8 protein-coding genes are annotated in these 6,216 nt (G+C 41.0%); 5 read left to right on the plus strand and 3 right to left on the minus strand.

The window, feature by feature from the left end; translation table 11 throughout:
* Position 1 precedes the first annotated feature (1 nt).
* The 4 genes from ACZ2V4_RS03805 to ACZ2V4_RS03820 all read left to right on the plus strand — a co-directional run bounded on the left by ACZ2V4_RS03805 (position 2) and on the right by ACZ2V4_RS03820 (position 3,162).
* On the plus strand, positions 2–646 hold the full coding sequence (locus ACZ2V4_RS03805; protein ID WP_101141559.1) for an ABC transporter permease: 645 nt from the start codon (positions 2–4) through the stop codon (positions 644–646).
* Positions 647–1,546, plus strand: coding sequence for an osmoprotectant ABC transporter substrate-binding protein (locus ACZ2V4_RS03810; protein WP_490514513.1), 900 nt, complete (start codon positions 647–649; stop codon positions 1,544–1,546). It begins immediately after the preceding gene.
* Entirely contained in the window at positions 1,546–2,238 is a 693-nt protein-coding gene (locus ACZ2V4_RS03815) for an ABC transporter permease (protein WP_219492818.1), read from the plus strand. The genes ACZ2V4_RS03810 and ACZ2V4_RS03815 overlap by 1 nt, the downstream gene beginning before the upstream one ends.
* Before the next feature lie 63 nt (positions 2,239–2,301).
* Entirely contained in the window at positions 2,302–3,162 is an 861-nt protein-coding gene (locus ACZ2V4_RS03820; protein WP_420493867.1) for a DUF6612 family protein, read from the plus strand.
* Between the two features lie 28 nt (positions 3,163–3,190).
* Here ACZ2V4_RS03820 and ACZ2V4_RS03825 read toward each other — a convergent pair whose 3' ends face one another.
* Both ACZ2V4_RS03825 and ACZ2V4_RS03830 read right to left on the minus strand, forming a co-directional pair.
* Positions 3,191–4,018 (minus strand): N-acetylglucosaminidase, encoded by an 828-nt coding sequence (locus ACZ2V4_RS03825; RefSeq protein WP_420493868.1) that lies wholly within the window; start codon positions 4,016–4,018, stop codon positions 3,191–3,193.
* Positions 4,019–4,219, minus strand: a complete 201-nt coding sequence (locus ACZ2V4_RS03830) for a DUF6440 family protein (RefSeq protein ID WP_219521079.1) — start codon at positions 4,217–4,219, stop codon at positions 4,019–4,021.
* 168 nt (positions 4,220–4,387) lie between these two features.
* On the opposite strand from ACZ2V4_RS03830, the gene ACZ2V4_RS03835 reads away from it, so the two are divergent.
* A complete protein-coding gene (locus ACZ2V4_RS03835) occupies positions 4,388–4,921 on the plus strand; it encodes a GNAT family N-acetyltransferase (protein WP_420493869.1) in 534 nt (177 codons plus the stop codon).
* Positions 4,922–5,090: 169 nt separating this feature from the next.
* Here ACZ2V4_RS03835 and ACZ2V4_RS03840 read toward each other — a convergent pair.
* The coding region (locus ACZ2V4_RS03840; protein ID WP_490514515.1) for an LPXTG cell wall anchor domain-containing protein at positions 5,091–6,216 on the minus strand (1,126 nt) is incomplete at its 5' end.

Raw genomic sequence — 6,216 nt, forward strand, 5'->3', positions numbered from 1 at the left:
TATGTTAGCATTCTTACAGGAAAACCAGGCCGAACTACTCGAGAAGACGTGGGAGCATATCTCCATTTCACTGCTCAGCCTACTTGCAGCGATCATCGTTGCAGTACCGCTCGGCATTGTGCTGACAAAATCTGATAAACTAGCAAAGGTTGTACTCTCTATAACGAGCGTGTTACAAACCGTACCTTCGCTAGCGATACTTGCGATGATGATCCCCTTCTTTGGGATAGGTACACTACCCGCTGTTATCGCACTGTTTCTCTATGTGCTGCTTCCGATACTCAATAACACTTATCTCGGCATACAGTCTGTTAACAAAAATGCACGAGAAGCAGGTCGTGCAATGGGCATGACTCAGAACCAGCTATTACGTATGGTTGAGCTACCGCTTGCAGTCCCGGTCATTATGAGCGGTATCAGACTTTCTGCTGTCTATGCCATTAGCTGGGCGACGCTTGCTTCATATATTGGCGCCGGGGGACTTGGAGACTTTATCTTTAATGGGCTCAATCTCTACCAGCCGAAACTGATTATCGCGGGTGCTGTCGTTGTAACACTGCTCGCGCTCGTTACAGACTTCGCATTAGCATATATAGAAAAGATTACGACCCCACGTGGATTAGTTGTGTCGAAGGGGGAAAAATAAATGAAGAAATTACTCATACTATTATCCTGTCTACTCGTGCTTAGCGGCTGTGGACAGAACAACCAAAAAGAAACTGTCAAGATTGCCTCAGTATATACGACCGAAAGTCAGATCCTTGCGAACATGATCAAGCTTCTTATAGAAAAAGAGACCGATCATCCTGTAGAACTGATCAATAACCTCGGTTCAGGAACAGTAGTACACCAGGCGATGATGCGTGGCGATGCAAACGTCTCTTCTGCCCGTTATACCGGCACAGATTTAACAGGTCCACTCGGTAAAGAGCCGATCACAGATCCAGACAAAGCAAGAAGTGTTGTCGTCAAAGGGTTTGAAGAAATGTTTGACCAGCACTACTTTGATTCTTACGGCTTCGAGAATACATACGCTTTCATGGTGACAAAAGAGACAGCGAAGAAGTATAACCTGAAGACAGTCAGTGATATGAAAAAAGTTGCACAAAACTTACGTGCTGGCGTAGATTCATCGTGGATGAAACGTAAAGGTGATGGGTTTGATGCATTCAAAAAAACTTACGGCTTTGACTTTAAAGACACTAAGCCGATGCAGATTGGACTTGTCTATGAGGCAGTGAATGCAGGCAAGATGGACGTCGTCCTTGGATATACAACGGATGGACGTATCCAGAGTTATGACCTTGTCGTACTAAAAGATGACCTGCAGTTCTTCCCGCCTTATGATGCGAATCCAGTGGCGACTAATGAACTGCTTAAGAAAGATCCAAAGATTAAAAATCTGCTAGAATCGATGAAAGATCAGATTTCAACAGAACAAATGCAAAAGCTCAACTATGAAGTTGATAATAACCTGAAAGAACCTGCAGTAGTAGCAGAAGCCTACTTAAAATCACATAATTACTTCAAAGGAGGTGCGAAATAATGGAGAATCTTAATACATTCGAACAGTTCATCCATTACTTCCAGGATAATGCAGGATACGTCTTCCAGCTTTTCCTTGGGCACTTTCTAATCAGTATATACGGTGTACTGTTAGCAGCCATAGTAGGTATACCGATCGGTATATGGATCGCCAGACATAGACGTCTTGTAACACCTGTAATCTCGATTGCGAATATCATACAAACAATTCCTGCCATCGCTTTACTTGCACTACTCATGCTGGCGATGGGGCTTGGTAAGAAGACTGTGATCATGGCCGTATTCCTCTATGCCTTATTGCCTATTATTAAGAACACATATACAGGTCTCAAAGCGGTTGACGAACATATCGTTGATGCTGGCCGTGGCATGGGGATGACAAAACGCCAACTGCTGACCATGGTAGAGTTACCCCTCAGCCTCTCAGTCATCATCGCAGGTATCCGTATCGCGCTCGTTATCGCAATCGGAGTCACTGCTATCGGCTCATTTATCGGGGCACAAAGCTTAGGTGACATCATCATCCGCGGAACAAACGCCACAGATGGTACATCAATCATCCTGGCCGGTGCGTTACCGACTGCGCTGATGGCTGTGCTTGCAGACATTATACTGGGTCTTATTGAACGTAGACTGGACCCGACAAAACGCAAGAAATTAAGTCAGACTGCACCGAGTGCAGAGAACGAGTAGTTATTATGAACCCCAATATAATTATGGTACTCTAAGGTTAATTAAATCAATCGGAGGAATTTTATGAAATCTAAACAGTTATTATCACTATTACTCGGTTCTACCTTGATCTTTACTGCTTGCGGACAAGATACAAAGAAAACAGAAGATACTAAATCTGAAGAAAAGAAAGCTGAAACCTCTACTGAATCTAAATCTTCTGAAACAGCATCTGAAAATAAAGCACCCGAAGTTAAAGATGCAGAAGCATTAGTTGTAAAGGCTCAGGAAAAAGGGAAAACTATAAAAAGTTACCATGCAAACCTTGATACACAGTTAAAATCAGGTAGTGATACAAGCAATGTAAAGATGGAAATGTCTGTAGATGATGCAAACAAGACTAAGATCAGTACAGATATGCAGAATCGATCGATGGATATGTATATATTCGATAAGAAAATCATTATTACGCAAGATGGTCAGAACTATATCGATGCTACGAGTGTAATGGAAGATCAAGTAAAGAATCAGCTTGATCAGCTAGATTATAACTCAGCGCTTAAAACACTAGACGCCTATAAAGATGGTGAGTTCAAATCAGTAGACAATGGCTACGAAATCACTAAGTCATTTAAAGGTCTAGATGAATATAAAAAACTCAGTGAAGCAACGGATTCAGAGGATGCCGTTAAAGCACTTGAAGGTAAGTTAAAGGATATTGATGGGAAAGCAACTATCACATTTGATAGAGACTTGATGATGACTAAGACAATTACTGATATTAATATGACAGTGAAAGATAAGAAGATGAACACGAAGACAACAGCAACATATGATAAGTACAATCAAGTAAAAGCAATTGAAATTCCAGAAGGTGCGAAGAATGCACAATCTATCGAAGAACTACAGAAATCTGAAGAAACTTCAACTGAAAAAGCATCATAAAGATAATCCAGACGATTAATCGTCTGGATTATTCTTTATACGCATAAGTTGTAAAATACTTTCCTCGTAACTTCAGCTTCTTATAATCGTCTGCAATGCTGCGTGCATTATGATGTGCCCATCTGACGTCTGTTGCATACTGATGATGTCCTGGATTTACAGGGTTAAAGCGCATACCATATAATGTGGCCTGTGCTTCATCATTTAAGAACTCTGTCTTGATAAACTTTGCCCCACCGACTATTGCTTTTTCTGGTGTGTCCCAACCATGTCTAAATGCATATTTAGCCGCTTCATTCACAGGATCATGGTCGTAGGCTCCGATACCAAAGAAATTATAATATTTCTTATTCCCTTTACCAACCCTTCCTTTGGCGTCAACAGCGACACCTTTGGCAAGCTTACTCTTACCCTTACCTGTTTCCAGTAGTGCATGGTTGATCAGATAGATCTCGTTAACATCATGAAGCCTGGAAGCTCTTGCGAAACTTGTTCCTTCGTTATTAAGAATCTCCTTGCCTTTTAGCAGCTTATCCAATGTGGCGGGATGAATCTTCTGCGTCTTACTCAGATTTAAGAACTGATATTGCTGGGCGCTGTCTTCTGTTAATTTATCGATGTTCATATACGTGTCAATCTGTTTACGTGTAGCAGCTTTCCATACGACTCCATTCGAATACATCGCCTGTGCTTTCATCTGTTTATCAAGTGCTTCTTTATAAGTATGCGACACATCAATGTGACGATTTTCAAGTGCATTGTCTTCTGTCTTCTCACTGATCATAAGCGCGATAAACCCTAAAATAATCGTAGCGCATAACCCCAGTCCAACTAATGATTTATTCTTATCATTCATCTATTTATAACCATCAGCAAGTAGCGGCTTCCCGTCTTTGTCGACCAATACTGTCATACCACCACTGTATCCCATCGCCGAAAATAGATATTGTACACCTGTCTGTTCATCGACAACAATATAATTAGACATCATCTTAGATGGTTTACCAGATGCAGCGTTATAGTTAGTAAATCGTTTTTCCTCTTTATTCCCAAACATATAAATCACCCTTTAATATTTAATTACTTTAAATTACCCTCTTAAAGGATAGAATAACATTTAACAGCGACACTGTAGCTATAAAATCTCTTATGTGATTATAAAATTACAAATTTACTTCTTCCTTTCTGTTAATGTATAATCATAAAAAAGAAGGAGGGATGTCAATTGCCAGAACTTCAGCTCGTAAAACCGTCAATTGAATACAAGACAGACATCATGCGATATCGTGCAGATTTCGCAGTAAATAATGAGATCATTCATGGTTCATCGTCACTTCATAATTTTGATACCTTTGATCACTGGTTTGAACGTATTCAAGATGAGGAGATTCTAGATCGACTCCCAGAAGGATTTGTACCTTCTACACAATTTCTATGTATCAATGAAGATCAGAAGATTGTGGGTATGATTCATATCAGACATTATTTAAATGACTATTTAAATAATGTCGGCGGGCATATCGGTTATTCAGTAAGACCTGATGAAAGACGACAAGGTATTGCAAAATGGATGTTGCGTCAAGCACCCCTATTCCTTGAAACTAAAGGTGTGAAGAAGGCCCTTGTAACTTGTGATTATAATAATATCGCCAGTAAGAACACCATTCTAGCTTGTGGTGGCATCTGCGAGAATAGCATACATGATACACATGATGATATTGATGTAGACCGTTACTGGATCAATATACAAAAACTTTAGCATTCATTAATATAACTCATAAAAAACTCAACACACTCCTGTAATCACTTCGTCAGCTTCAAGTTCACTTTCTTATTACAGTCCTCATACAATGAAAAAGGTAGATAACTCAAAGTTATCTACCTTATATACTCATCTGTCCCTTAATCGAAAGTATATTAAATCTTTTTTATTTTGTTTTACGTTTGATCAAGAATAAACCAAGAATCATCATTAATAGTGATAAAAACTCTTTTTTATAATCTTGATTTTCACCTGTTAAAGGTAGCGCTTTAGTCTCATTATCCTTAGCAACAGAATCTGTATTGATAATAAGGTCTTTCTTTTGTCCAGTAATGCTCACACCCAGAGCAGGTTCAGGATTAAATACAAGAAACTTCTGATCAACAGACGGTGTTACTTGCTCTGCTGTCGCCTCTTTCGGTGTTAAAATTTCTTCTGATACAAGAGGTTCATCAGGTTCAATTACTGATGCTGTGTCCTCCTCAGGAACAGGAATTTGTGGAATCTGATCCTCAGTATCTATATCCTCTTTCGGTGTTAAAACTTCTTCTGGTACAAGAGGTTCATCAAGTTCGATTACTGATGCTGTGTCCTCCTCAGGAACAGGAATTTGTGGAATCTGATTATCAGTATCTATATCCTCTTTCGGTGTTAAAACTTCTTCTGGTACAAGAGGTTCATCAGGTTCGATTACTGATGCTGTGTCCTCCTCAGGAACAGGAATTTGTGGAATCTGATTATCATTTGTTGGTACTTCTGTAGTTGGTGCTTCTGTTGTTGGTGCTTCTGTCGTCGGTGCTTCTGTCGTCGGTGCTTCTGTTGTTGGTGCTTCTGTCGTCGGTACTTCCGTTGTCGGCGCTTCCGTTGTTGGTACTTCTGTTGTTGGTACTTCTGTTGTCGGCGCTTCTGTTGTCGGCGCTTCTGTTGTCGGCGCTTCTGTCGTTGGTACTTCTGTCGTTGGTGCTTCCGTTGTCGGTGCTTCTGTCGTCGGTACTTCTGTCGTTGGTGCTTCTGTCGTCGGTGCTTCTGTTGTTGGTGCTTCTGTCGTCGGTGCTTCTGTCGTCGGTGCTTCTGTCGTCGGTGCTTCTGTCGTCGGTACTTCCGTTGTCGGCGCTTCCGTTGTTGGTACTTCTGTTGTTGGTGCTTCTGTCGTCGGTGCTTCTGTTGTTGGTGCTTCTGTTGTTGGTGCTTCTGTCGTCGGTGCTTCTGTTGTTGGTGCTTCTGTCGTCGGTGCTTCTGTCGTCGGTACTTCCGTTGTCGGCGCTTCCGTTGTTGGTACTTCTGTTGTTGGT

The sequence above is a fragment of the Macrococcus sp. CoH-51_TC_04 genome, assembly GCF_058188655.1.